Origin of the sequence: Aquisalibacillus elongatus (assembly GCF_003843875.1) — a bacterium.
Taxonomy (GTDB): Bacteria; Bacillota; Bacilli; order Bacillales; family Alkalibacillaceae; genus Aquisalibacillus; species Aquisalibacillus elongatus.
The window spans coordinates 20,924-45,018 of the sequence record NZ_RKRF01000015.1 but is presented as its reverse complement, the minus strand read 5'-3'; the positions used below and the strand labels follow the sequence as shown (position 1 = coordinate 45,018).

The following is a 24,095-nucleotide window of genomic DNA, read 5'->3' as shown; positions in this document are numbered from 1 at the left end:
TGTTATTTAATGAAACCTCTGTAATGACGTTTCACTAATTGACTTTCAAGCTGCTTCATCGTATTTAACGCAACACCTACTACGATTAGTAAGCTGGTACCACCGATTTGAACGGCCGTTGGTAGGCTTGCGATACTTCCTAAAATAATTGGGAAGATCGAAACAACAGCTAAGAATAATGCCCCAACAAACGTTAGGCGATAAATGACACGAGTTAAATAAGTTTCTGTATTTTTACCTGGACGAATTCCAGGGACATATCCGCCTTGCTTCTGCAGATTTTCAGCCATTTGTTCAGGGTTAACTTGAACAAATGTATAGAAGTAAGTGAATGCAATAATTAACGCTACGTATAATGTCATACCAACTGGTTGGGTATAATCAAAAATATACGCAATCGTTGATGCCACTTGACCTTCAAAGAAATTAGAGATTGTCTGAGGTGCAATAATAAATGAAATTGCAAAGATAATTGGAATAACCCCTGCTGCATTTACCTTAAGTGGTAAATGAGTGGATTGACCTCCAACTGGTGAACGGTTAACCGTTCGTTTAGCATACTGAATCGGAATTTTACGTAATGCCTGTTGGATGAAGATAACACCAACAATAACTGCAATTACGACTAAGCCGATGATGCCTATTATAGCTAGATTGATGAATAACTGATCACCAGCACCATCAATATACGTAGAATACAATTGGTTTACCGCAGTTGGAATTCCAGCTACGATACCAGCGAAGATTAGAATGGAGATACCATTTCCAACTCCGTATTCTGTAATTTGTTCACCAAGCCACATTAAGAATGTCGTACCACCTGTTAAAACAATAGCAATGACTAAGAACTTAAACCAGCTTGGATCCTGAATTAAAGCACCATCTGTCATAAAGTTAAAACCGATGGACATACCAATTGCTTGGATGAATGCTAAGACCACTGTTCCGTAACGTGTGAATTGAGCTAACTTACGACGCCCTACTTCCCCTTGTTTTCTCCACTCAGTAAATTTAGGCACAACATCCATTTGCAATAATTGCATGATAATGGCTGCTGTAATGTATGGGAAAATTCCCATAGCGAAGACGGAATATTGACTTAATGCGCCTCCGCCAAAAGTATCAATGAAGCCAAACGCGTTCATTTCGTTCATGACTTCAATGGCCTGACCGTCCGTAAATGGAACGGGAATAAAAGAACCAATTCGAAAAACTACAAGAATTGCAAGGGTAAATAGAATTTTGCGTCTAATGTCAGCAACACGGAACATGTTTGCAAAAGTACTAAACATTAGATCACCTCAGTTTGACCGCCCGCCGCTTCAATTGCTTCTTTAGCAGAAGCAGAGAACTTTTGAGCTTTTACTGTTAATTTCTTTTCTAGATTACCGTTACCTAGCACTTTAACACCAGCTTTCACTTTGCTGATCGCACCAGATTCTAGTAAAAGTTCTGGGGTTACTTCTGTACCATCTTCAAAACGGTTTAAAGTTTCTAGATTAACAATAGTATACTCTTTACGGTTGATGTTTGTAAATCCACGTTTCGGTAAACGTTGGAATAATGGCATTTGACCACCCTCGAATCCTGGACGGTTATTACCGCCAGAACGAGCTTTTTGACCTTTATGACCGCGGCCTGAAGTTTTCCCGTTACCAGATGCCATTCCACGTCCTACGCGGTTACGATCTTTACCAGACCCTTTTAGTTCGTGAAGTTTCATGTTGAGCACCTCCTCTTTAACGATCTATTTAAATTACGCGTCTTTTACTGAAACGAGGTGTGACACTTTGTCAACCATTCCTCGGATAGCAGGTGTATCTTCAACGATCACCGATTGACGAATTTTTTTAAGTCCTAATGCGTTAACTGTATCTCGTTGATCTTGGCTTCTGCCAATCACACTACGAGTGAGGGTAACCTCTAATTTATTAGCCATGTGTTTTCCCTCCTTATCCTAACAATTCCTCAACAGACTTACCGCGAAGTTTTGCAACTTGCTCTGCTGTTTTTAGATTAGCTAATCCTGAAATTGTCGCACGAACCATGTTAATTGGAGTATTTGAGCCTAGTGATTTTGATAGAATGTCACCAACACCAGCTAGTTCTAATACTGCACGAACTGGTCCACCTGCGATGATTCCTGTACCTTCTGAAGCTGGTTTTAATAAGATGTTTCCAGCTCCGAATTCACCATGAATTTGGTGTGGGATTGTTGTACCTACGATTGGTACACGGACTAGGTTTTTCTTACCGTCCTCAACTGCTTTACGAATCGCTTCCGGTACCTCTTGTGCTTTACCAGTACCAAAGCCAACGTGTCCGTTTCTGTCACCTACTACGACTAAAGCTGTAAAACGGAAACGACGGCCACCTTTTACAACCTTAGCTACGCGGTTAACTGTAACTACGCGTTCTTCAATGTCTAATTTACTCGCATCAATTTGTGTACGCATTCTTTTCCCTCCTTTATCAGTCAATTAAAATTCTAAGCCAGTTTCACGTGCAGCTTCAGCTAAAGCCTTCACTCGACCGTGATAGAGGTAACCTCCGCGGTCAAAAATTACTGAACTGTAGCCTTGATCTACTGCTCGCTTAGCTAATAATTCGCCTACTTGTGTAGCAGCCTCAACGTTACCAGTGTTTTCACCTTTGAATTCAGAGTCAACTGTAGATGCGCTAGCTACTGTTTGGCCATTTATATCATCGATTAACTGAGCGTAAATGTGTTTGTTCGAACGATAAACATTTAAGCGTGGGCGTTCAGCTGTACCTTTTAGAGTACGACGAACGCGTCTATGACGCTTTTTACGAACGGCATTTTTATCTGCTTTCGTAATCATTCAGGTCACTCCTTTCTGTCTTTTAACGGATATTATTTAGCAGTCTTACCTTCTTTACGACGTACATGCTCGCCTTCGTAACGAATACCTTTACCTTTGTAAGGTTCAGGTGTACGAATCGCGCGAATGTTCGCAGCAACTGCTCCTACTTTTTCTTTGTCAATTCCTTTAACAACGATCTTAGTGTTAGAAGGAGTTTCAATATCGATACCTTCAACTGGTTCGATTTCAACTGGGTGAGAGTAACCAGCGTTAACAACTAATTTGTTACCCTGCATTTGCGCACGGTAACCAACACCTTGAATTTCAAGGGACTTTTCAAAGCCTTTTGTAACACCTTCAACCATGTTAGCGATTAGGCTTCTAGTTGTACCGTGTAATTCGCGGTATTCTTTATTATCATTTGGGCGCTCAACTGAAAGCACTTGATCTTCAACGTTAATCTTCATGTCTTCATGAAGCGTACGAGTTAATTCGCCCTTTGGACCTTTAACTGTCAAAGTATTTCCGTCAAAGTTTAATTCAACATCATTTGGAATTTCTAACGTTTTTAATCCTACACGTGACATACCTTACACCTCCTGACTTTCGAGTATTACCAAACGTAAGCTACAACTTCGCCGCCTACTGCTTGTTGACGTGCTTCTTTATCCGTTAAAACACCTTTAGAAGTGGATACAACAGCGATTCCTAAGCCGTTTAGAACTTTAGGGACCTCTTCTGCTTTTGCATACACACGACGTCCAGGTTTACTAATACGTTTAATGCCTGAGATAACACGCTCGTTATCTGCACCATATTTTAAGAATAGACGTAAAACGCCTTGTTTATTGTCTTCGATAAATTCATAATCGCGGATATAACCTTCACGTTTAAGAATATCAACGATATCTCTTTTTAGTTTAGAAGCTGGAACTTCTAACTGATCATGACGAACCATGTTCGCATTGCGAATTCTTGTTAGCATATCTGCAATTGGATCTGACATCATTTGTACTTTACCTCCTTCCCAATTAACGGGTTTACCAGCTTGCTTTTTTAACGCCTGGAATTTGTCCTTCGTACGCTAGTTCACGGAAACAAATTCGGCATAATTTAAACTTGCGAATTACGGAATGCGGACGACCGCAACGTTCACAACGTGTATATTCACGCACTTTAAACTTTTGTTTGCGTTTTTGTTTTGCGATCATTGACTTTTTAGCCACAATTTTCCCTCCTTAATCAGTAAGTTACTGTCTGAAAGGCATACCAAACTGACCTAATAGTTCACGAGCCTCTTCATCAGTATCTGCAGTCGTTACAACTACGATATCCATACCACGTACTTTACTTACTTTATCGTAATTAATTTCCGGGAAAATCAATTGTTCTTTGATACCTAAAGTATAGTTACCACGACCATCAAAAGCTTTAGGTGAAATACCACGGAAGTCACGTACACGAGGTAGTGAAACAGCGATTAATTTCTGTAAGAAATCGTACATGCGCTCACCACGAAGTGTAACTTTCGCACCGATTGGCATTCCTTCACGTAAACGGAAACCAGCGATTGATTTCTTAGCTTTTGTGACGGTTGGTTTTTGACCGGAAATTAACGTTAATTCTTCAACAGCATTTTCTAGCGCCTTCGCGTTTTGAACAGCGTCACCAACACCCATGTTGATAACGATCTTTTCAACTTCTGGCGCTTGCATTACTGAACTGTAGTTAAACTTTTCAACTAAACTTGGAACAACTTCTTCATTGTACTTTTTCTTTAGTTCGTTCATCTTGTAGACCTCCTTTCAACGCAACACTATTTATCTAAAGGTTCACCTGATTTTTTAGCGATACGGACTTTCTTTCCGTCACGCTCTTCGTAACCGACACGAGTAGGTTCACCTGTTTTCGGATCGATAGGCAATACATTAGAAACATGAATTGGCGCTTCTTGGTTCAAGATTCCACCCTGTGGATTTTCTTGTGAAGGCTTTGCGTGTTTTTTCATATAGTTAACACCTTCAACCAAAACGCGTTCACTTTTCGGATCAGTCTCTAAGATCGTGCCTTCTTTACCTTTATCTTTACCAGTGACTACTTTAACTTTATCGCCTTTCTTTACATGCATGAATCGTGCACCTCCTTGCAAGGCATTGTTTTGTTTATACTTTAAAACGCCTGACATCATCGAAGGTTTAAAGTATAAGTGCGAGTTGAACCTCTAAGATTCCCTTCGAGGTTAACACTTAAGGGCGTTTATTATAAAACTTCTGGAGCTAGAGATACGATCTTCATAAATTGTCTTTCACGTAATTCACGCGCTACTGGACCAAAGATACGTGTTCCTCTCGGGCTTTTATCATCTCGAACGATTACTGCTGCGTTTTCATCGAAACGAATATATGAACCGTCTTTACGGCGTGCGCCACTTTTAGAACGTACAATAACAGCTTTAACAATTTCGCCTTTTTTGACAACGCCGCCTGGTGTTGCTTGTTTAACTGAAGCAACAACAACGTCACCAATGTTTGCTGTTTTACGTCCTGAACCGCCTAAGACTTTGATTGTTGAAACTTCACGAGCACCTGAGTTATCAGCAATTTTTAGACGAGATTCTTGTTGGATCATAGGATTTGTTACCTCCCTTCGGATTCATTCCGAGCGATTATATAATGACAGCTTCTTCTACAACTTCTACTAGACGGAAACGTTTCGTAGCTGATAATGGACGAGTTTCCATAATGCTAACGAGATCGCCTTTCTTAGCTTGGTTGTTTTCATCATGAGTTTTAAATTTCTTTGAATACTTAACACGCTTACCATAAAGCGGGTGGAATTTGTAAGTTTCTACTAGAACGGTAATGGTTTTATCCATCTTGTCAGAAATCACACGTCCTGTATAAACCTTACGATTATTACGTTCACTCATTCGAGGTTGACCTCCTCTCATTTATCGATTATTGATGCCGACTTCTCTTTCACGAATAACTGTTTTCATGCGAGCAATTGATTTTCTAACTTCACGGATACGTACCGTGTTTTCAAGTTGACCAGTTGCTAGCTGAAAGCGTAAGTTAAACAACTCTTCTTTTAAAGACTTGATTTTTTGTTCGATTTCGGCAGTGGTTAGTTCTCTGATTTCATTAGCTTTCATTGCTATCACCACCAATTTCTTCGCGTTTTACGAACTTCGTTTTCACTGGAAGTTTGTGAGAAGCTAAACGTAATGCTTCACGAGCCACCTCTTCGTTAACTCCAGCTACTTCGAATAAGATTTTTCCTTGCTTAGTAACTGCTACCCAGCCTTCTGGAGAACCTTTACCGGAACCCATACGAACTTCTAGAGGCTTTGCAGTTTTAGGTTTATCTGGAAAGATTTTAATCCAAACTTTACCGCCACGTTTCATGTAACGAGTCATTGCAATACGAGCTGCCTCGATTTGGCGGCTTGTAATCCATGCGCCTTCAAGTGCTTGAAGACCGAACTCACCATGAGATACTTGCGTTCCACCTTTGGCACGACCTTTTAGGCTACCACGGTGCTGTCTACGAAATTTTACACGTTTAGGCATTAACATACTGCGAATCCCCCTTCCTTATTGGTTATCATTTTTGGTTGGAAGGACTTCACCACGATAGATCCACACTTTAATTCCTAGCTTACCGTACGTTGTATCAGCTTCAGCTGTACCGTAATCGATATCTGCACGTAGTGTGTGAAGTGGTACTGTTCCTTCGTTATATTGTTCCGCACGAGCAATATCTGCACCGCCTAGACGTCCAGATACTTGCGTTTTAACACCTTTTGCGCCTGAGCGCATTGCACGTTGAATCGCTTGTTTCTGCACACGACGGAAAGAAACACGATTCTCTAATTGACGAGCGATATTATCTGCAACTAGTGTTGCGTCTAATTCAGGCTTTTTCACTTCAACGATGTTGATGTGAACTCGTTTGCCAGTTAATTGACTTAATCTAGTACGTAGAGCTTCTACTTCTGATCCACCTTTACCAATGACCATTCCTGGCTTAGCTGTGTGGATTGAAATATTTATACGGTTTGCAGCACGTTCAATTTCGATTGAAGAGACTGCAGAATCCTTTAAGCGTTCTTCAATATAGTTACGAACTTCAATATCTTCGTGTAGAAGGTCAGCGTATTCTTTCTCAGCATACCATTTAGATTCCCAGTCACGAATGACGCCAATACGAAGACCTTTAGGATTGATTTTTTGACCCACTGATTATCCCTCCTTCTTTTCTGATACCACAACTGTAATGTGGCTAGTACGTTTGTTGATCGCTGTTGCACGACCTTGTGCACGTGGGCGGAAACGTTTAAGTGTTACGCCTTCATTCACAAATGCTTCTGAAATATATAAGTTTTCTGCGTCTAGTTCATAATTGTGCTCAGCATTCGCAACTGCTGACTTTAAAACCTTTTCAACCAGCGGTGATGCTGCACGGTTTGTATGAGCAAGAATTGCGTATGCCTCGCCAACTTCTTTTCCTCGAATTAAATCAACGACTAAACGAGCTTTACGAGGAGCAATACGAACTGTTTTAGCTACTGCTTTAGCTTGTTGCATCATGCTAACCTCCTCTCAATTAGCGATTTGTTTTCTTATCGTCACCGGAATGACCTTTAAACGTACGAGTTGGCGCAAACTCACCTAGTTTGTGTCCAACCATGTCTTCCGTAATATAAACGGGAACGTGTTTGCGGCCGTCGTAAACTGCTATAGTATTTCCTACAAAGTTAGGGAAAATAGTAGAACGACGTGACCATGTTTTAATGACGGACTTTTTATTTCCTTCGTTATTTTGTTCGACTTTCTTCATCAAATGATCATCCACGAAAGGTCCCTTTTTTAAACTACGACCCATGAATAAACCTCCTTCCGTCTTTAAGCCGTTCGACTGAGCGACTGTGGTTTTTCAGACTTATTTTTTCTTCTTCTTACGACGACGAACGATATATTTGTCTGATTGTTTATTACGCTTACGAGTTTTAAGTCCAAGCGTAGGTTTACCCCATGGTGACATAGGAGATGGCATACCGATTGGTGCACGACCTTCACCACCACCGTGTGGGTGATCGCTTGGGTTCATAACAGAACCACGTACTGTTGGACGGATACCTTTCCAACGAGAGCGTCCTGCTTTACCTACTCTTACTAGTTCGTGTTCGATGTTACCAACTTGGCCGATTGTTGCACGGCAAGTTCCTAAAATCATACGAGTTTCGCCTGAAGATAGACGTACTAAAACGTACTTTTCTTCTTTACCTAAGATTTGTGCTTGAGAACCTGCTGAACGTACTAACTGACCTCCACGGCCTGGTTTAAGCTCAATGTTGTGGACAGTAGTACCAACTGGCATTTTGTTCAACGGTAACGCGTTACCAGTTTTAATGTCAGCACCTTCACCTGAAATAATCTCTTGACCTACTTTTAGGCCTTTAGGTGCTAGGATATAACGCTTTTCACCGTCTGAATAGTTGATTAACGCGATGTTTGCTGAGCGGTTTGGATCGTATTCGATCGTAGCAACGCGACCAGGTATTCCATCTTTATCACGTTTAAAGTCAATAACACGGTATTGGCGTTTGTGTCCTCCACCTTGATGACGAACAGTTAATTTCCCTTGGTTATTACGACCAGCACGTTTTTTAACTGGTTCAAGTAGGGATTTTTCTGGCGTTGTAGTCGTAATTTCATCATAAGTTAATGTTGACATGTTACGACGGCCATTACTGGTTGGTTTATACTTTTTGATCGCCATCTTTTTTCCCTCCTTTTAAATTATATTTTTTATCCGACTTACACACCTTCAAAGAAATCTAGTTCTTTACTGTCAGGTGTTAACGTAACGATAGCTTTTTTACGATCTGGGCGGCGTCCTTCGTAACGTCCCATTCTTCTTGTTTTGCCTTGAAGATTGATCGTATTTACTTTATCTACTTTAACTCCAAAAATAGTTTCAACGGCATGCTTAATTTCCGTTTTGTTCGCTTTTTTCGCGACTTCAAACGTATATTTATTCTCAGCCATTAAATCTGCAGAGTTTTCTGTAATGACCGGGCGCTTAATGATATCTCTTGGTTCTGTCATTATGCAAGCACCTCCCCTGCTTTTTCAGCTGCTTCCTTCGTGATAAACAGCTTGTCATACTTCAGTAATTCTAATACGTTAATTTGTTCTACAGTTTGAACATGCACGCCTTGTAGATTGTTAGCAGAACGTTCGATTACTTCGTCTTTTTCTGCTGTAACAATTAAAGCTTTTTCGTTCACATCAAAACTGTTTAGTAATTGAACAACTTCTTTCGTTTTAGGAGCTTCAATGCTTAAGTCTTCTAGTACTACGATTTCTTCGTTTTGTACTTTAGAAGATAAAGCTGAGCGAAGCGCTAAACGACGTACCTTCTTAGGTAACTTGTAGCTGTAGCTACGAGGTGTTGGACCAAATACTGTTCCACCACCTACCCATTGAGGTGAACGGATTGACCCTTGACGAGCACGACCCGTACCTTTTTGGCGCCATGGTTTACGGCCACCACCTGCTACCTCAGAGCGATTTTTCGCTTTGTGAGTACCTTGGCGTAGTGACGCTTGCTGCATAACAACAGCATCTTTTAATACTGTTTCGTTTGGTTCAATACCAAAAACTCCATCAGTAAGCTCTACATCGCCTACCTGAGAGCCACCTTGATTGTATAGTGCTACTTTAGGCATGACATATCCTCCCTTCGTTTAATATTTAGTTAGCCTTAACCGCACTTGTAATTTCAACAAATGATTTCTTCGCACCAGGTACATTACCTTTAACGAGAATCACGTTGTTTTCTGTATCTACTTTTACAACTTCTAGGTTCTGAATCGTAACTGTCTTACCACCCATTTGACCTGGTAGTTTCATACCTTTGAATACGCGCATTGGATCAATTACACCAATCGCACCAGGTTCACGTTTTGAGTGAGAACCGTGAGTTTTTGGACCACTTGATTGATTATGACGTTTGATATTACCTTGGAAACCTTTACCTTTTGAAGTTCCTGTAACATCAATTGCTTCTCCAGCTTCAAATACATCCACGCTTAATTCTTGACCTAATTCATAATTGTCAAGATTAACGTCACGGATTTCGCGAATGAAGCGCTTAGGGTTAGTTTCAGCCTTTTCTGCGTGGCCTTTTTCCGGTTTCTTCGCATTCGATTCTTTTTTGTCCGCAAAACCTAGTTGGATAGCTTCGTAGCCATCGTTTTCAGCTGTTTTCTTTTGAAGAACGACATTGCCTTCAGCTTGAATAACTGTAACAGGTACCAATTCGCCGTTTTCAGAGAACAGTTGAGTCATACCGATTTTACGTCCTAAGATTCCTTTCGCCATCCGTTACACCTCCTAAAAATGATTTATAGTTTAATTTCAATATCAACACCAGATGGTAGGTCTAATCTCATTAGTGAGTCAACCGTTTGTGGTGTTGGGCTCAGAATGTCAATCAAACGCTTGTGTGTGCGCATTTCGAATTGTTCACGAGCATCTTTGTACTTGTGAACCGCACGTAAGATTGTGTAAACAGAGCGCTCAGTTGGCAATGGGATCGGACCAGAAACTTCTGCTCCAGAACGTTTTGCCGTTTCTACGATTTTCTCCGCTGATTGATCAAGCACACGGTGATCGTAAGCTTTTAAGCGGATACGGATTTTTTCTTTTGCCATTACTTTCCCTCCTTTTCGTCTATCTTACAACAGACATACTCCATGAAAATTTCCTCCACACTCGCCATGGCAAAGGGGCCGGGTGTGTCAGCAACCTTTCACTTCATCGCCTTTGTTATGACTGCAACATTAAACATTATACCGAATTTAACTGTGTTTCGCAAGGAAATTCGCAATGTTTCTTCGCAATCACCTTAGTTATTATACTAAGGTTTAGAGCACCTTTCAACCAATAGGATAAAATTCAGAAAAATTGTTGTAATAGATTAGGTATAAGGTACAATTTTCACTGAATTTCGTGGTTACAAGTTTTAATTTAACATGCGTGTGATATAATAAATTGTAATCATTTGTAGAGTAAAGAGAGGGGTACTAACGTTGACAGATTTTGCAATGTCGGACAAAGATTCTACTATTGAAAATACCATTCAATCTAACGGATCTACATTTAAAAGAATATTAATTAAAACACATGTAATCATGAAAGAAGATGATATTGTTGAAGTCGTGGATCGTTATACAAGAGACTTATTAGAACCAAACGATATTGTCTTCATTAGTGAGAAAGCCACAGCCGCTGCTCAAGGACGAGCTATCCCATTAGAAGAGATTAAACCTGGTTTACTAGCAAAGTTCTTATCAAATTTTGTTATAAAAACTAAACATGGAATTGGTCCTGGTATGCCTGAGACTATGCAAATGTATATTCAAGAGGCTGGTTGGTTCCGAATTTTATTTGCTGCTTTAATAGGTGGTTTTTGTAAGGTCGTATTGAAGAAAAAAGGGGTTTTCTATACGATTGCAGGCAGAAAAGCTAAATCTATAGATGGTCCAACACCCGATACCATTCCTCCATACAATAAATACGTTGTCTTATCTCCGGAGGATCCTGATAAGATAGCAAAGGATGTATCTAAGAAAATTGGAGCAAAAGTAGCTATTGTAGATATTAACGATTTAGAACAAGAAGTTTTAGGATATTCAGACCCTTCTATGGAAGCCCTTGATATGCCAGATATACTAAGAGATAATCCAATTGGACAAGGAAGTCAACGAACTCCTTTAGGCATTATTAGAAAAGAAGAAACTGAGTAATATAATTTAAAGAATCCGTACTATGTTTAAACATAGTGCGGATTTTAATTTGTCCTTAAAGCTTATCAAAAAAAGGATTGCCGAATTCGGCAATCCTTTTTATTTGAACCTTAACGGTTATTATTCAATAATCTCAGAAACAACGCCAGCGCCTACAGTACGGCCACCTTCACGGATTGAGAATTTAGTACCTTCTTCAATCGCAACTGTTGTGATTAGTTGAACGTCCATTTCAACGTTGTCACCAGGCATAACCATTTCTACACCGTCTGGTAACTGAATAACACCAGTTACGTCAGTTGTACGGAAGTAGAACTGTGGACGATAGTTAGTGAAGAATGGAGTATGACGTCCACCTTCGTCTTTAGATAGTACATAAACCTCAGCTTTGAAATGAGTGTGAGGTGTGATTGAACCAGGCTTAGCTAATACCTGACCACGCTTGATCTCTTCACGAGAAACACCACGTAGTAGTGCACCAATGTTGTCACCAGCTTCAGCATAGTCAAGAAGCTTACGGAACATTTCAACACCAGTAACTGTTGTTTTGCTTGAATTTTCAGCAAGACCGATGATGTCAACTTCGTCACCAACTGATACTTGACCACGCTCAACACGGCCAGTAGCAACTGTACCACGGCCAGTGATTGAGAATACGTCTTCAACTGGCATCATGAATGGTTTGTCAGTGTCACGGTCTGGAGTTGGAATGTAATCGTCAACTGCATCCATTAGTTCATAGATTGCGTTAACATATTGCTCTTCACCTTCAAGAGCCATTAGAGCAGAACCTTTTACAACTGGTACGTCATCACCAGGGAAATCATACTCGCTTAATAGATCGCGAACTTCCATTTCTACTAGTTCTAGTAATTCTTCGTCGTCTACCATGTCGCACTTGTTTAAGAATACAACAATTGCTGGTACACCAACCTGACGAGAAAGTAGGATGTGTTCACGAGTCTGAGGCATTGGGCCGTCAGCTGCAGATACAACTAGGATTGCACCGTCCATTTGTGCTGCACCAGTGATCATGTTTTTAACATAGTCAGCGTGACCTGGGCAGTCAACGTGTGCATAGTGACGAGTTTCAGTTTCGTACTCAACGTGAGCTGTAGAAATTGTGATTCCACGCTCTTTCTCTTCAGGAGCACCGTCGATTTGGTCATAAGCCATCGCAGTACCTTTACCTGATTTTTGATGAAGTACAGTCGTGATTGCTGCAGTTAAAGTAGTTTTACCGTGGTCAACGTGTCCAATAGTACCAATGTTGACGTGGGATTTGGAACGGTCAAATTTTTCTTTTGACATTTATATTTCCTCCTTAGATATAAAATTTATGTTTTATTTGTTCAGTCACCTACTAATATAGCATTAGAAGGTGACTGTTTACAATAATTGTTGCTAGTGGATTAATTAAGCTCCACCATGTTTCTTAACAATCTCATCTGAAATACTCTTTGGTACTTCTTCATAATGACTGAAGTGCATTGTGTACGTACCACGACCTTGCGTGTTTGAACGTAATGCAGTTGCATAACCAAACATTTCTGCAAGTGGAACAAATGCACTTACAACAGATGCATTACCACGTGATCCCATTCCTTCTACACGGCCACGACGTGATGTAACATCACCCATGATATCGCCCATGTATTCTTCAGGAACTACGATTTCTACTTTCATCATTGGTTCAAGTAGAACTGGTTTACACTTGTTTTTAGCTTCTTTAAGAGCCATTGATGCGGCAACTTTAAAGGCTGTTTCGTTAGAGTCAACATCGTGGTAAGAACCATCGTATAATGTTGCTTTAACATCGACTAATGGATAGCCGGCAACAACACCGTTTTCCATTGCCTCTCCAATACCTTGTTCAACTGAAGGGATGTATTCCTTAGGAACAACACCACCAACGATTTTGTTTACGAATTCATAGCCAGCACCTTCTTCGTTTGGTTCAAATTTAACCCAAACGTGACCGTATTGTCCACGACCACCAGACTGACGTACGAATTTACCTTCAACTTCCGCACTTCCACGGAAAGTCTCACGATAAGCAACTTGTGGAGCACCTACGTTTGCATCAACTTTAAACTCACGCTTTAGACGGTCAACGATAACGTCTAGGTGTAACTCACCCATACCGTGGATGATCGTTTGACCAGTCTCTTCGTTCGTTTCAGTTCTGAATGTTGGGTCCTCTTCTGCAAGTTTACCTAACGCAATGGCCATTTTATCTTGGTCAGATTTAGATCTTGGCTCGATTGCTACAGCAATTACTGGATCAGGGAAATCCATTGATTCAAGAATAACTAAGCTTTTCTCATCACAAAGTGTATCCCCTGTTGCTGTACTTTTTAAGCCAACACCGCCAGCAATGTCACCAGCATAAACCATGTCAACTTCTTCACGGTGATTAGCGTGCATTTGAAGAATACGACCTACACGTTCACGCTTATCTTTTGTTGAATTCTTGACATAAGAACCACTGCTTAGTGTACCTGAGTACACACGGAAGAATGTTAACTTACCAACATAAGGGTCCGTCATAACTTTAAATGCTAATGCAGAGAATGGCTCGTTGTCGTCAGACTTACGAACAATCTCTTCTTCTGTACCAGGAACAATACCTTCAATTGGAGGTACGTCTAATGGTGATGGAAGATAGTCTACAACAGCATCTAATAGTAACTGAACACCTTTGTTCTTAAATGCTGAACCACACATAACAGGATAGAATTCAACGTCACATGTAGCTTTACGAATCGCAGCTTTAAGTTCATCTAGTTCGAAGTCTTCACCTTCAAGATACTTCATCATTAGATCTTCATCTAGTTCAGCAATAGCTTCTACTAGACGGCCACGGTATTCTTCAGCTTGATCTTTGTAATCATCAGGAATCTCAGTAGCTTTTGCACGAGTTCCTAAATCATCTTCATAGAAGTAAGCCTTCATTTCAACTAAATCAATGATACCTTCGAATTGGTCTTCAGCACCAATTGGTAGTTGAATAGGGTGCGCGTTAGCACCTAGGCGATCTTCTAAAGTACCTACGGAGTATATGAAGTCTGCTCCTACTTTATCCATTTTGTTTATGAAAACAATACGTGGAACCCCGTAAGTAGTTGCTTGTCGCCAAACAGTTTCAGTTTGTGGTTCAACACCTGACTGTGCGTCTAGCAACGCAACAGAACCATCAAGTACACGTAAAGAACGTTCAACTTCAACTGTGAAGTCTACGTGTCCTGGTGTATCGATGATGTTAATACGATGGTCATCCCATTGAGCTGTTGTTGCAGCAGAAGTGATCGTGATACCACGTTCTTGCTCCTGCTCCATCCAGTCCATTTGAGATGCACCTTCGTGAGTTTCTCCCAGCTTATGAATTCTTCCTGTATAGAACAGGATACGCTCAGTAGCTGTTGTTTTACCGGCATCGATGTGAGCCATGATCCCGATATTACGATACTTGTCTAAGGAGAACTCTCTAGGCATATTCATTTCTCCTTCCTATATTAGAGCTAAATTGTATGATTAATATAATATTACCAACGATAGTGAGCAAACGCTTTGTTCGCTTCTGCCATCTTGTGCATTTCTTCACGGCGTTTAACCGCTGCACCAGTATTATTTGCTGCATCTAGAATTTCATTAGCTAAACGTTCTTCCATCGTTTTTTCTCCGCGTAATCTTGCGTAGTTAACGATGAAACGTAAACCTAATGCCTGACGACGCTCAGGACGTACCTCAACTGGTACTTGGTAGTTTGAACCACCAACACGTCTAGCACGTACTTCAAGTACAGGCATAACGTTTTTCATAGCTTCTTCAAAAACATCCATTGGTTCTTGCCCGCTACGTTCTTTAACTAAATCGAACGCATTATATAGAATTCTTTGTGCAACACCTTTTTTACCGTCAACCATGATTTGATTGATTAAACGCGTTACAAGCTTAGAATTATGAATCGGGTCAGGTAAAACATCTCTCTTAGGAACTGCTCCTTTACGTGGCATAAATAGTTCCTCCTTTCTACGTGGTTTTATCTATTTAGCGTTTATTTCTTTGGCTTTTTAGCACCATATTTAGAACGGCTTTGTTTACGACCTTCAACACCAGCTGTATCTAGTGCACCACGAACAATGTGATAACGCACACCTGGTAAGTCCTTAACACGTCCACCGCGAATTAGTACAACACTGTGTTCTTGTAGGTTGTGACCAATTCCAGGGATATAAGCCGTAACTTCGATCGCATTAGATAAACGCACACGAGCGTATTTACGAAGTGCTGAGTTCGGCTTCTTAGGTGTCATGGTTGCGACACGTGTGCAAACACCACGCTTTTGCGGAGAAGGATTATCAGTATACTTCTTTTTATAAGAGTTAAATCCTTTATTTAAAGCTGGTGAGTCAGACTTTCTGCCTCTTGTTTTACGACCTTTACGTACTAATTGGTTTATAGTAGGCATGTTGTTTCCTCCCTTCTTAATCACTGTTTCTAATTCCACACATCCAGGTGGTTCATTAATGGGCAAAAAATAAACTCAACACACATAGTGTATAAGTTTATTTATTTATTGCCACTGCAGCTGCTCCGACGTCGATCCCGCTTGCTTCGCCTAATTTTTTCATAGATTCTACAAACGTTATCGGTACATCATAGTCATTTGCTGCTTTTAAAACTTTATCTGTTATACGTCGCTCGGCATTTTCTGCCACAACGACTTCAAGCGCATCTCCATGTTTAATGGATTTTATCACTTGTTTAGCTCCAATAATTATACTTTGATTAGCCTGTGCTACTTTTTCATAAGACATTAGCTATCCTCCAAAGTAACAGGGTTAAATGAAGCACCTTGAATATATTATCATTGACCCCATACGTTGTCAATAAAAATTATAAACAAGATTCAAGGTGCTTCCACCTATTATGCTTCTGTTGTAACTTCTTCTACTTCTTCTGCTTCAATAACTTCTTTATCAGCTTCTAGATTACGATATTTAGCTAAGCCAGTACCAGCTGGAACTAACTTACCAATAATAACATTCTCTTTCAGTCCTAGTAGTTCATCATACTTACCTTTAATCGCCGCATCCGTTAACACTCGTGTTGTTTCTTGGAATGAAGCTGCAGATAAGAATGAGTCTGTTTCAAGGGAAGCTTTTGTAATACCAAGGATAATTGGTTTTGCAATAGCTGGCTGCTTGCCTTCTTGTAAGACTTGACGGTTCGCTTCTCTAAACTGGTTAACATCAAGTAGTGATCCTGGAATTACATCAGTATCTCCAGATTCAATAACACGTACTTTGTTTAACATTTGACGAACCATTACTTCAACGTGTTTGTCACTAATTTCAACACCTTGCATGCGGTATACTTTTTGTACTTCTTTTAGTAAGTACTCTTCTACCCCTTGAAGTCCTTGTGATTTTAGAAGTTCTTTCGGGTCAACAGAACCTTCAGTTAGTGATTGACCTGCAATGACTTCATCGCCTTCTTTAACTTTCAATCTAGCATTGTAAGGTGTTGTGTAATTACGACTTTCAACCGCACCTTGAACGACAATTTCTTTCTTATCTTTAACATCTTTAATCTCAAACACTGTACCCTCGATTTCACTGATTACAGCCTGACCTTTAGGGTTACGTGCCTCAAAGATCTCTTGGATACGTGGTAAACCTTGTGTGATGTCATCTCCGGCAACACCACCTGTGTGGAACGTACGCATTGTAAGCTGAGTACCAGGCTCACCAATTGATTGCGCTGCGATAATACCAACAGCTTCGCCTGATTCGACACGATCACCTGTTGCCATGTTACGGCCATAACATTTAACACAAGCACCGTGATGAGTGTTACATGTAAAGACAGAGCGTATAACAACTGATTCAACACCAGCATCTACGATTTCTTTGGCGATATCCTCTGTGAGTAATTCATTACGTTCAGCTAAGATTTTGCCTGATTCTGGGTGTTGAACTTTTCTAAACACCGTACGACCAACTAAGCGGTCATACAATGGCACAATTGTTTCGTTACCTTCTGTTAAAGCTGAAACAGTCATACCGCGATCAGTTCCGCAATCGTGTTCACGAATGATGACATCTTGTGCGACGTCAACTAAACGACGAGTTAAGTAACCTGAATCGGCTGTCTTAAGCGCCGTATCCGCTAGACCTTTACGAGCACCGTGTGTCGAGATGAAGTACTCTAATACGGTTAAGCCTTCACGGAAGCTTGATTTAATCGGTAGTTCAATAATTTGACCAGATGGGTTCGCCATTAGACCACGCATACCTGCTAACTGTGTAAAGTTAGATGCGTTACCACGGGCACCCGAATCACTCATCATAAAGATTGGATTTAAGGAGTCTAATGAAACCATTAGTTTTTCTTGAATTTGATCTTTAGCTTCCGTCCATGTTGCAATGACGCGATCGTATCTTTCTTCGTCTGTGATTAGACCACGACGGAATTGCTTCATGACTTTATCAATTTTACCTTGCGCTTCATCAAGGTATTGTTGTTTTTCAGATAAGACAACGATGTCTGATACACCTATTGTAATACCAGCTTTTGTTGAGTACTTAAAGCCTAAATCCTTCATCTTATCAAGCATCTTGGATGTTTCGGAAATCTTATAGTGTTTAAAGACTGCAGCGATAATATCGCCTAAGATTCCTTTCTTAAATGGCTTAATAAGTTCACGATTTTGTAGTTCTTCTTTTATGTCTGTTGCTGGCTCAACAAAATACTCATCAGGTGTACGGACCTCTAAGTTACTTGATGTCGGCTCATTCATGTAAGGGAATGAGTTCGGTAGCATGTTGTTGAAAATTAGCTTACCAATCGTTGTAACGAGAACTTTTTGATTTTGTTCCTCAGTAAAGTGAGGATTATTTAATGACCTAGCGTCAATTCCTACACGGCTGTGTAAATGTACATAACCGTTGTCATAAGCTAATATTGCTTCTTCGTAGGTAGAGAACAAACGGCCTTCACCAAGTGCATTTTCTCGTTCTAGAGTTAGGTAATAGTTACCTAATACCATGTCTTGTGATGGTGTTACAACTGGCTTACCATCCTTAGGGTTAAGAATGTTTTGAGCGGCAAGCATTAACACACGTGCTTCTGCTTGAGCTTCTGGTGATAATGGAACGTGTACCGCCATTTGGTCACCATCAAAGTCCGCGTTATATGCTGTACATACTAATGGGTGTAAGCGAATCGCACGACCTTCGACTAACACAGGTTCGAACGCCTGAATACCTAAACGGTGTAACGTTGGCGCACGGTTTAATAGTACCGGGTGCTCCTTAATGACATCTTCAAGAACATCCCAAATTTCTGGGCGTAAACGTTCAATGCTACGTTTAGCTGATTTAATGTTATGAGCTAAACCGCGCTCAACTAATTCGCGCATGACGAACGGTTTGAACAGTTCGATCGCCATCTCTTTCGGAAGTCCACACTGATACATTTTTAAATTCGGTCCAACAACGATAACGGAACGACCTGAATAGTCAACACGTTTACCTAGTAGGTTTTGGCGGAAACGACCTTGCTTACCTTTCAACATATGAGAAAGGGATTTTAATGGACGGTTTCCTGGGCCAGTAACTGGACGGCCACGGCGACCGTTATCAATCAACGCATCGACTGATTCTTGAAGCATACGTTTTTCGTTTTGAACAATAATCGTAGGTGCGCCTAAGTCTAACAAACGTTTTAAACGGTTGTTACGATTGATAACTCGGCGATATAAATCGTTTAAGTCAGACGTTGCAAAACGCCCACCATCTAATTGAACCATCGGGCGAAGTTCTGGTGGAATAATCGGTAATACATCCATAATCATCCAGTCTGGATTGTTTCCAGAGTTACGGAATGATTCCAGTACTTCTAATCGCTTAATCGCACGTGTGCGGCGTTGGCCTTGTGCGGTTTTAAGCTCTTCTTTTAGCTCAAATACTTCACGATCTAAATCAACATCTTGAAGTAATTTGCGGATTGCTTCAGCACCCATATCGGCTTTGAATGTGTTTCCGTATTTTTCATAATAAGCACGGAACTCTTTCTCTGTTAGAAGTTGCTTCTTCTCTAACGGTGTATCGCCCGGGTCTGTCACAATGTATGAAGCGAAATAAATCACTTCTTCTAGTGCTCTAGGGGATAAATCTAGAACTAATCCCATACGACTTGGGATCCCTTTGAAATACCAAATGTGAGAGACAGGGGCAGCAAGTTCAATGTGCCCCATGCGCTCACGACGTACTTTTGCTTTTGTTACTTCAACACCACAACGGTCACAAACGACACCTTTATAACGGACACGTTTGTACTTACCGCAGTGACATTCCCAATCCTTAGTAGGACCAAAAATACGTTCACAGAATAAACCATCTTTTTCAGGCTTTAACGTACGATAGTTAATCGTCTCTGGCTTCTTAACTTCTCCAAATGACCATGAACGGATTTTATCCGGTGAAGCTAAACCAATTTTCATAAACTCAAATCTGTTTACATCGATCAAGGAGCCTACCTCCCTTATATTTTCAACGAATTGTATTATGCGCTATATTCGTTTATTCACTAACGCTTTGATCTTCTGATTGTTCCATGGAGACATTTAATTCTCCTGACTGGTCTTCTTCTTCGAGATCTCTCATATCAATCTCATCGCGTTCCTGAGTTAACATTTTGACATCCATACCAAGACTTTGAAGCTCTTTAATCAAGACTCGGAACGATTCAGGAACTCCTGGTTCAGGTAAGTTTTCACCTTTTACGATGGCTTCATAAGTCTTCACTCGACCTACAACGTCATCTGATTTAACCGTCAAGATCTCTTGTAGTGTATATGCAGCACCATAAGCTTCAAGAGCCCAAACTTCCATCTCACCAAAACGCTGGCCACCGAATTGTGCTTTACCGCCAAGCGGTTGTTGCGTTACGAGTGAGTATGGTCCAGTTGAACGAGCGTGTAACTTGTCGTCTACCATGTGCTCTAGCTTAATCATATACATAACACCAACAGATACACGGTTGTCAAAGGCATCACCTGAGCGGCCATCATAAAGAACAGATTTTCCATCACGTGCTAAGCCAGCTTCAAGGACCGTCTCCCAAACGTCTTCTTCTCTGGCACCGTCGAAAACTGGAGACGCAACGCGAATTCCCATTTCTCTAGCCGCCATACCTAAGTGTAATTCTAATACCTGCCCGATGTTCATACGAGACGGTACACCTAGTGGATTTAACATGACATCTACAGGTGTTCCATCTGGTAAGTATGGCATATCTTCTTCCGGTAAAATACGTGAGATAACACCTTTGTTACCGTGACGACCTGCCATTTTATCCCCTTCAGAGATTTTACGTTTCTGTACGATGTAAACACGTACTAATTTATTAACACCCGGAGATAGCTCATCACCATCTTCACGGTTGAAGGTTTTTACATCAAGGACGATTCCGCCACCACCGTGTGGCACACGTAGTGAGGTATCTCTTACTTCACGTGCTTTTTCACCAAAAATAGCGTGTAATAAGCGCTCTTCAGCTGATAATTCAGTCATACCTTTCGGCGTAACCTTACCTACTAATAAGTCGCCATCTGTTACTTCAGCACCAACACGAATAATTCCCTCTTCATCTAAGTTCTTAAGTGCATCTTCGCTCACGTTTGGAATATCACGTGTGATTTCTTCTGGCCCTAACTTCGTGTCACGAGCCTCAGTTTCGAAATCTTCAATGTGAATAGATGTGAATACATCTTCTTTCACCATGCGCTCACTCATAATAACGGCGTCCTCATAGTTATAACCATCCCATGTCATAAACGCTACAAGCGCGTTACGGCCAAGGGCTAATTCACCTTTGTCCATTGACGGGCCATCAGCTAAAATTTCACCTTTTTGAACACGGTCACCTTTGGACACGATCGGTGTTTGGTTATAGCAAGTTCCTTGGTTTGAACGAACAAATTTAGCTAAACGGTATTTGTCTAAGTCACCTTTAACCTCTTTGCCGTCCACTTCTTCAATACGACGAATGTGAACTTCTTTCGCTTCAACCTTCTCAACGATTCCGCCTTGTTTTGCAACTACAGCTGCACCTGAATCTTTACCTGAAACATACTCCATTCCTGTTCCCACAAACGGCGATTCCGGCTCTAATAAAGGTACTGCTTGACGCTGCATGTTCGCACCCATTAAGGCACGGTTAGAGTCATCGTTTTCTAAGAACGGAATACAAGCTGTCGCAGCTGATACAACCTGCTTCGGTGAAACGTCCATATAATCGATTTGCTCACGTGGAACTGCGGTGTTTTCACCACGGAAACGTGCGATAACTTCTTCGTCTGCAAAAGTACTGTCTTCGGTTAGACGAGCGTTTGCCTGAGCAACAACATAGTTATCTTCTTCATCTGCCGTTAAGTAATCAACTTTCTCAGTAACTTTTCCTGTTTCGTGATCTACACGGCGATATGGCGTTTCAATAAATCCAAACTCATTAACTTTTGCAAAGCTAGATAACGAGTTAATTAACCCGATGTTCGGACCTTCTGGTGTTTCAATCGGACACATACGACCATAGTGTGAGTAGTGTACGTCACGCACTTCAAAGCCTGCACGTTCACGTGTCAAACCACCAGGTCCTAATGCAGATAAACGACGTTTGTGCGTTAACTCTGCTAACGGATTCGTTTGATACATGAACTGTGATAATTGCGAGCTACCAAAGAATTCTTTAATAGAAGCAATCACAGGACGAATATTAATTAACTGTTGTGGCGTAATAGACTCCGTATCTTGAATGGACATTCTTTCGCGAACAACACGTTCCATACGAGAAAGACCAATACGGAATTGGTTTTGTAGTAATTCACCAACAGAACGAAGGCGACGGTTACCTAAATGATCGATATCATCTGTGTTACCTACAGTGTGTAATAGGTTAAAGAAATAACTGATAGACGAAATGATATCTGCCGGTGTAATGTTCTTAACTTGATCACTGACATTACCATTACTAATAACGTTTAACGTTTTTTCGCCCTCAGGGTCTGTAGGGTCAACAATTTTAATTGATTGTACCTTAATTGGATCTTCTAATACACCATCTTGTGGCTCTAAGATCTTCTCACCGACAGAATCTTCCTCGGCTTCAAAATAAGGAATGATTTTATCTAATAAGCGGCGGTTTAATTTGTCGCCTTTTCGAGCTATAACTTCACCAGTCTCTTCATCAGCAATCGTTTCAGCTAACGTCTGGTTAAGTAGTCGATTTTTAAAATGGAGTTTTTTGTTCATTTTATAGCGACCAACGCGCGCTAAGTCATAACGTTTCGGATCAAAGAAACGTGAATATAACAAGCTTCTAGCGTTATCCGCTGTTGGGGGTTCTCCCGGGCGTAATCTTTCATATATTTCAATTAAAGCTTTTTCGCTGTCTTCTGTGTTGTCTTTCTCAAGCGTATTACGTAAGTACTCATTATCACCGATTAAATCAACGATTTCATCGTCAGAGCTAAAACCTAAAGCTCTTAATAATACAGTGAGTGGTAGTTTACGCGTACGGTCAATACGTACGTGCACAACATCTTTAGCATCAGTTTCAAATTCTAACCAAGCACCACGGTTCGGAATAACCGTTGCGGTATGACCTTTTTTACCATTTTTATCTACTTTGTTATTAAAGTAAACGCTTGGTGATCTGACTAACTGAGATACAATGACACGTTCAGCACCATTAATTACAAAGGTACCTGTATCGGTCATTAATGGGAAGTCTCCCATAAATACTTCCTGTTCTTTAACTTCGCCCGTTTCTTTATTCAACAAGCGAACTTTGACACGTAAGGGCGCGTTGTAAGTGACGTCACGCTCTTTCGCTTCATCTACAGGATATTTTGGCTCACCCAGGCTATAGTCTACAAATTCTAGAGATAAATTCCCGGTGAAATCCTCGATTGGTGAAATGTCTTCAAACATTTCTTTCAAACCATCTCTTAAAAACCATTCATAAGATTTGGTTTGAATTTCGATTAGATTAGGAAGATCGTGCACTTCACTAATCCTTGCATAACTTCTACGTTGGCGGTGTCGACCATATTGAACTAGTTGACCTGTCAACTGCTTCACCCCTCAAACAACCAGATTTAATAGAGAGAAACAAGGATCGCTTGTTTCGGCATCAGTGGTTTCCCACTAACAATTAAACAAAAAATGGTTCGACAAAAAAGCATGCCGAACTTGCTTGAACAACTCCTATTTTAAAAGAAACTCAAGCATTTTTTATATTTACATCCGTGTCATTTTCACGAATGTTTGATATAATCTTAATAAATCAACATAAAAGATTGAGTTTGTCAGAGTTAATACCCCACTTCGGAATCAATTACATAATACATTTATCGGTATTAGTCGTAATAATTATACGTGTTT

Annotated in this window: 30 protein-coding genes; 1 reads left to right on the top strand and 29 read right to left on the bottom strand. The window is 40.6% G+C overall.

Features of this window, described 5'->3' with window-relative positions; translation table 11 throughout:
• Positions 1 to 2: 2 nt before the first annotated feature.
• From secY to rpsJ, 22 genes are all read right to left on the bottom strand, one after another.
• Positions 3 to 1,292 carry a preprotein translocase subunit SecY gene (gene secY, locus EDC24_RS14850; protein ID WP_124223940.1) on the bottom strand — a complete coding sequence of 430 codons (1,290 nt, stop codon included), beginning with the start codon at positions 1,290 to 1,292 and terminating at the stop codon, positions 3 to 5.
• Entirely contained in the window at positions 1,292 to 1,723 is a 432-nt protein-coding gene (gene rplO, locus EDC24_RS14845; RefSeq protein WP_124223938.1) for a 50S ribosomal protein L15, read from the bottom strand. Before rplO ends, secY begins: the two co-directional genes overlap by 1 nt.
• A 33-nt stretch (positions 1,724 to 1,756) precedes the next feature.
• Positions 1,757 to 1,939, bottom strand: coding sequence for a 50S ribosomal protein L30 (rpmD, locus tag EDC24_RS14840; RefSeq protein ID WP_124223936.1), 183 nt, complete (start codon positions 1,937 to 1,939; stop codon positions 1,757 to 1,759).
• Positions 1,940 to 1,952: 13 nt separating this feature from the next.
• Positions 1,953 to 2,456 carry a 30S ribosomal protein S5 gene (gene rpsE, locus EDC24_RS14835; RefSeq protein WP_124223934.1) on the bottom strand — a complete coding sequence of 168 codons (504 nt, stop codon included), beginning with the start codon at positions 2,454 to 2,456 and terminating at the stop codon, positions 1,953 to 1,955.
• A gap of 24 nt (positions 2,457 to 2,480) precedes the next feature.
• Complete coding sequence (gene rplR, locus EDC24_RS14830) at positions 2,481 to 2,843, bottom strand: 50S ribosomal protein L18 (protein ID WP_124223932.1); 363 nt, start codon at positions 2,841 to 2,843, stop codon at positions 2,481 to 2,483.
• A gap of 32 nt (positions 2,844 to 2,875) precedes the next feature.
• Complete coding sequence (gene rplF, locus EDC24_RS14825) at positions 2,876 to 3,412, bottom strand: 50S ribosomal protein L6 (RefSeq protein ID WP_124223930.1); 537 nt, start codon at positions 3,410 to 3,412, stop codon at positions 2,876 to 2,878.
• Between the two features lie 26 nt (positions 3,413 to 3,438).
• Positions 3,439 to 3,834 carry a 30S ribosomal protein S8 gene (gene rpsH, locus EDC24_RS14820; protein ID WP_124223928.1) on the bottom strand — a complete coding sequence of 132 codons (396 nt, stop codon included), beginning with the start codon at positions 3,832 to 3,834 and terminating at the stop codon, positions 3,439 to 3,441.
• 31 nt (positions 3,835 to 3,865) lie between these two features.
• Positions 3,866 to 4,051, bottom strand: coding sequence for a type Z 30S ribosomal protein S14 (locus EDC24_RS14815; protein ID WP_091773731.1), 186 nt, complete (start codon positions 4,049 to 4,051; stop codon positions 3,866 to 3,868).
• Positions 4,052 to 4,075: 24 nt separating this feature from the next.
• Complete coding sequence (rplE, locus tag EDC24_RS14810; protein WP_124223926.1) at positions 4,076 to 4,615, bottom strand: 50S ribosomal protein L5; 540 nt, start codon at positions 4,613 to 4,615, stop codon at positions 4,076 to 4,078.
• A gap of 26 nt (positions 4,616 to 4,641) precedes the next feature.
• Positions 4,642 to 4,953: a 50S ribosomal protein L24 gene (gene rplX, locus EDC24_RS14805; RefSeq protein ID WP_124223924.1), complete on the bottom strand. Its 312-nt coding sequence runs from the start codon at positions 4,951 to 4,953 to the stop codon at positions 4,642 to 4,644.
• A 131-nt stretch (positions 4,954 to 5,084) separates the two neighbouring features.
• Positions 5,085 to 5,453 carry a 50S ribosomal protein L14 gene (rplN, locus tag EDC24_RS14800; protein ID WP_124223922.1) on the bottom strand — a complete coding sequence of 123 codons (369 nt, stop codon included), beginning with the start codon at positions 5,451 to 5,453 and terminating at the stop codon, positions 5,085 to 5,087.
• Positions 5,454 to 5,490: 37 nt separating this feature from the next.
• The gene (gene rpsQ, locus EDC24_RS14795) at positions 5,491 to 5,754 is read right to left on the bottom strand and encodes a 30S ribosomal protein S17 (protein ID WP_124223920.1); all 264 of its coding nucleotides are present in this window, start codon (positions 5,752 to 5,754) and stop codon (positions 5,491 to 5,493) included.
• Positions 5,755 to 5,775: 21 nt separating this feature from the next.
• Positions 5,776 to 5,979, bottom strand: a complete 204-nt coding sequence (rpmC, locus tag EDC24_RS14790; RefSeq protein WP_091773726.1) for a 50S ribosomal protein L29 — start codon at positions 5,977 to 5,979, stop codon at positions 5,776 to 5,778.
• Positions 5,969 to 6,403, bottom strand: coding sequence for a 50S ribosomal protein L16 (gene rplP, locus EDC24_RS14785; RefSeq protein WP_124223918.1), 435 nt, complete (start codon positions 6,401 to 6,403; stop codon positions 5,969 to 5,971). The genes rpmC and rplP overlap by 11 nt, the downstream gene beginning before the upstream one ends.
• Positions 6,404 to 6,421: 18 nt before the next feature.
• Positions 6,422 to 7,066, bottom strand: coding sequence for a 30S ribosomal protein S3 (gene rpsC / locus EDC24_RS14780; protein WP_124223916.1), 645 nt, complete (start codon positions 7,064 to 7,066; stop codon positions 6,422 to 6,424).
• Between the two features lie 3 nt (positions 7,067 to 7,069).
• The gene (rplV, locus tag EDC24_RS14775; protein WP_124223915.1) at positions 7,070 to 7,414 is read right to left on the bottom strand and encodes a 50S ribosomal protein L22; all 345 of its coding nucleotides are present in this window, start codon (positions 7,412 to 7,414) and stop codon (positions 7,070 to 7,072) included.
• Between the two features lie 19 nt (positions 7,415 to 7,433).
• Positions 7,434 to 7,712 carry a 30S ribosomal protein S19 gene (gene rpsS / locus EDC24_RS14770; RefSeq protein ID WP_124223913.1) on the bottom strand — a complete coding sequence of 93 codons (279 nt, stop codon included), beginning with the start codon at positions 7,710 to 7,712 and terminating at the stop codon, positions 7,434 to 7,436.
• Between the two features lie 57 nt (positions 7,713 to 7,769).
• The gene (gene rplB, locus EDC24_RS14765; protein WP_124223911.1) at positions 7,770 to 8,609 is read right to left on the bottom strand and encodes a 50S ribosomal protein L2; all 840 of its coding nucleotides are present in this window, start codon (positions 8,607 to 8,609) and stop codon (positions 7,770 to 7,772) included.
• Between the two features lie 38 nt (positions 8,610 to 8,647).
• On the bottom strand, positions 8,648 to 8,938 hold the full coding sequence (gene rplW / locus EDC24_RS14760; RefSeq protein ID WP_124223909.1) for a 50S ribosomal protein L23: 291 nt from the start codon (positions 8,936 to 8,938) through the stop codon (positions 8,648 to 8,650).
• On the bottom strand, positions 8,938 to 9,561 hold the full coding sequence (gene rplD, locus EDC24_RS14755; RefSeq protein ID WP_124223908.1) for a 50S ribosomal protein L4: 624 nt from the start codon (positions 9,559 to 9,561) through the stop codon (positions 8,938 to 8,940). The genes rplW and rplD overlap by 1 nt, the downstream gene beginning before the upstream one ends.
• Positions 9,562 to 9,586: 25 nt before the next feature.
• Complete coding sequence (rplC, locus tag EDC24_RS14750; RefSeq protein WP_124223906.1) at positions 9,587 to 10,216, bottom strand: 50S ribosomal protein L3; 630 nt, start codon at positions 10,214 to 10,216, stop codon at positions 9,587 to 9,589.
• A gap of 23 nt (positions 10,217 to 10,239) precedes the next feature.
• On the bottom strand, positions 10,240 to 10,548 hold the full coding sequence (gene rpsJ / locus EDC24_RS14745) for a 30S ribosomal protein S10 (protein ID WP_054753888.1): 309 nt from the start codon (positions 10,546 to 10,548) through the stop codon (positions 10,240 to 10,242).
• A gap of 378 nt (positions 10,549 to 10,926) precedes the next feature.
• Between rpsJ and EDC24_RS14740 the strand changes: the two genes are divergently transcribed.
• Positions 10,927 to 11,643, top strand: a complete 717-nt coding sequence (locus EDC24_RS14740) for a coenzyme F420-0:L-glutamate ligase (RefSeq protein WP_211342385.1) — start codon at positions 10,927 to 10,929, stop codon at positions 11,641 to 11,643.
• Positions 11,644 to 11,763: 120 nt separating this feature from the next.
• Here the strand turns inward: EDC24_RS14740 and tuf are convergent, their stop codons facing one another.
• The 7 genes from tuf to rpoB all read right to left on the bottom strand — a co-directional run bounded on the left by tuf (position 11,764) and on the right by rpoB (position 23,783).
• Positions 11,764 to 12,954 carry an elongation factor Tu gene (gene tuf / locus EDC24_RS14735; RefSeq protein WP_124223904.1) on the bottom strand — a complete coding sequence of 397 codons (1,191 nt, stop codon included), beginning with the start codon at positions 12,952 to 12,954 and terminating at the stop codon, positions 11,764 to 11,766.
• A gap of 105 nt (positions 12,955 to 13,059) precedes the next feature.
• Positions 13,060 to 15,138, bottom strand: coding sequence for an elongation factor G (fusA, locus tag EDC24_RS14730; RefSeq protein WP_124223902.1), 2,079 nt, complete (start codon positions 15,136 to 15,138; stop codon positions 13,060 to 13,062).
• A gap of 50 nt (positions 15,139 to 15,188) precedes the next feature.
• A complete protein-coding gene (rpsG, locus tag EDC24_RS14725; RefSeq protein WP_124223900.1) occupies positions 15,189 to 15,659 on the bottom strand; it encodes a 30S ribosomal protein S7 in 471 nt (156 codons plus the stop codon).
• Between the two features lie 41 nt (positions 15,660 to 15,700).
• On the bottom strand, positions 15,701 to 16,114 hold the full coding sequence (gene rpsL, locus EDC24_RS14720; protein ID WP_124223898.1) for a 30S ribosomal protein S12: 414 nt from the start codon (positions 16,112 to 16,114) through the stop codon (positions 15,701 to 15,703).
• 97 nt (positions 16,115 to 16,211) lie between these two features.
• A complete protein-coding gene (locus EDC24_RS14715; protein WP_124223896.1) occupies positions 16,212 to 16,463 on the bottom strand; it encodes a ribosomal L7Ae/L30e/S12e/Gadd45 family protein in 252 nt (83 codons plus the stop codon).
• A gap of 110 nt (positions 16,464 to 16,573) precedes the next feature.
• Positions 16,574 to 20,179: a DNA-directed RNA polymerase subunit beta' gene (gene rpoC / locus EDC24_RS14710; RefSeq protein WP_124223894.1), complete on the bottom strand. Its 3,606-nt coding sequence runs from the start codon at positions 20,177 to 20,179 to the stop codon at positions 16,574 to 16,576.
• A gap of 52 nt (positions 20,180 to 20,231) precedes the next feature.
• On the bottom strand, positions 20,232 to 23,783 hold the full coding sequence (gene rpoB, locus EDC24_RS14705) for a DNA-directed RNA polymerase subunit beta (protein WP_124223892.1): 3,552 nt from the start codon (positions 23,781 to 23,783) through the stop codon (positions 20,232 to 20,234).
• Between the last annotated feature and the right edge of the window lie 312 nt (positions 23,784 to 24,095).